Annotated in this window: 1 protein-coding gene; it reads right to left on the bottom strand. The window is 38.5% G+C overall.

Annotated elements, in window-relative coordinates; all coding sequences use genetic code 11:
• The coding region (locus tag ACFIM6_RS09590; RefSeq protein WP_375612637.1) for a beta strand repeat-containing protein at positions 1–2,588 on the bottom strand (2,588 nt) is incomplete at its 3' end.
• Positions 2,589–2,715 lie beyond the last annotated feature (127 nt).

The raw sequence follows: 2,715 nt of genomic DNA, 5'->3' as shown, positions 1-2,715 counted from the left end.
CTGGTCTTTAGTGTCCATGTTGTCTTGTTTTTTAGATCAAAATGTACATTTCTGTCTTTAGCAATATTCGCTCTGCCCTCTAGAGTAGACTGATCAGCGCTTAAGGTGAAGGTGCCATTGGAGATCTCATTAATATTTTTCTCCTCCCAAAAGCTTTCTTTTTTTGTAAAGAGGCCGTCCCCTAATAACACGTCGGCATGGATTTCTGAATTTGTGAGATTAACTGTACCAATTGACAGATCAGCACTATTTTTAATGTTAGCGTTAGTGAAAGCTCTAATGAAAATTCCTGTGCCATTTTCAGCATGAAGCTCTGCATTGGTCAGATTGATTTCATTGCTATGATGTTTTTGTGGATCATTTAGCTCATCTTGTTTGGTAGTAGGGTGAGTTACGAATTGCAAACCAGAAACTTCTGCTGTTGCAGAAACATTTTTCAAATCAATATGCCCACCGTTGATTGCAAATAACGCTGTTTCGTTCGCTGCTACGGATCCTCCCGTCATGTTGACTGCACCACCATCGATTGCTGCAAGCCCAGTTCCACTACTACTAATCGTTGTTTTTTCAAGAAAAATTACACTGTTTGCGCCATTAGAAAATACACCAGATGACTTATCGCTATCATTTGTTTTTAGGGTCACATCTGCAACAGTAATATGTCCACCATTTTCAGCAACCAATGCATTACCCAATGCATTACCTTTCCCCGTGACGGTTCCTTCCGTCATGCTGATGGTGGAGTTTGAACCTTCCGCATAGAGTCCAACGTTATCAGATGTAATGTTTGCATTGTTGGTTAAAGTGATGGCACTGCCGCTTTTAGCAGATATTGTTGTATTTTGTGCATGAAATGATCCTCCCGAGATTGTTATTGTCGAATCATTCTCTGCTAATACACCTTTTTCAAATACACCGGTGGCTGCTTGAGCCACTGTTACATCTTTTAAAGTGACGGTACTTTTATTTGCGTTTATTCCATAGTACAGTGTCCCATCCTTTTTAACACCCGATATTGTCACATTTTCTAGTTTGTTTTCACTACTGTTACTGTTTGAGAATATAGCACTAGTTGAAGTAGTTGTAATGGTTCCCCCAGTCATCTTGATTGCGCCACCGTTTTGTGCTTGAAGCCCGAAGAAAGCATCATTAATCGTTGTCTTTCCAAGTAATTCAATCATGCTACCAAGGCCACTAGAAACTGCACCAGTTCCATAACCATCTTTTGTTTTTAGGGTGACATCTGTAACAGTAATATGGCCACCGGATGTTGTCTTTACTGCTTGCTCTTTCGCTGTGATGCTCCCCCCTGTCATTTCGATGATGGACTTTGAATCTGCCGCATGGAGTCCAGCAGCATTATTAGATGTAATGTTTGCATCGCCAGTTAAAGCGATGGTGCTGCCGTTTTGAGCAAATATTGCTGTTCTTTCTGCATCAAATGATCCTCCTAAAACGTTTATTATGGAATCATATGCCTCTATGGCAGTTTGTGCTTGCGTCACTGTTACATTATTTAAAGAGATATAACTTGCATCTGCTTTTATTCCAAAGAACAGTGGCACATCCTCTTTAATACTCGATATGGTCACATTTTCTAGTTTGTTTTCATATTTATAACTGTGACTGTTTAAGAATGTAGCACCAGCTGCAGAAGCTGTAATGGTTCCTCCAATCATCTTGATTGTGGCCTCATCTATTACTTGAATCCCGATGAAAGCATTATTAATCGTTGTCTTTCCAAGTAATTCAATTATGCTAAGGTCTTCACAAGCTACACCAATTCCATAAACATCTTTTGTTTTTAGGGTGACATCTGTAGCAATAATATGGCCACCGTATGTTGTCTTTACTGCTTGCTCTTTCGCTGTGATGCTCCCTCCTGTCATTTCGATGATGGCCTTTGAACCTGCCGCATAGAGTCCAACATCATTAGATGTAATGTTTGCATCGCCAGTTAAAGTGATGTTGCTGCCGTTTTGAGCAAATATTGCGGTTTTTTCTGCATCAAATGATCCTCCTAAAACTTTTACTGTGGAATCATATGCATCTATGGCAGTTTGTGCTTGTTTAACTGTTACATTTTCTAAAGTGATAAAACTTTTCTTGTTTATTTTTATTCCAAGGAGTGATGATGCTTCATTTTTATTATCTGATATTACTACATTTTGCAGTATATTTCTATTATCCTTACTACCATCGATATAAACGCCAGTTTGAGAAGCTGTAATGTTCCCCCCGGTCAGGTTGATGTTAGCGCCGTCTTTTACAGAAATACCAAAACGAACATCAGAATCAGTGCCTTGAATATTTAAGCTATTTAATTCAAGCGCACTGTTAGCACCTTCAACTGTTACAACATATTTATCGCTACCTGTGTCTGTATTTGTGTTTTTATTTCCAGTTACAGTTACAGTACTACCGGTGATTTTTCCTTTGTTTTTTACATAAATAGTCTCGTACGTTTTTCCGGATATATCTTTTTCTTCGTTGGCAACGTCAAGAGTTTCAGCATGTGCAGTGAACTGGATGTTGAATAGTATGATAGCAGCCGCAGCTGTGCATGATAAAAGGGATGTTTTATACACTAGTATTCTCCTTATGAGAGTTCCCAAATATTCATTTCCCCGCGAACTTTATAAGAAGAAGTGAAAATGGATAGTTGTTATTAATTTCAGTAATTGTTTTTATTTGGTAAGACATTTTTGGTTTTTT

Source organism: Bartonella sp. AA9NXGY (genome assembly GCF_042196845.1).
In the GTDB taxonomy this organism is placed as follows: domain Bacteria; phylum Pseudomonadota; class Alphaproteobacteria; order Rhizobiales; family Rhizobiaceae; genus Bartonella.
The sequence above is the reverse complement of the archived record's forward strand: the minus strand, read 5'-3'. Positions and strand labels throughout refer to the sequence as shown.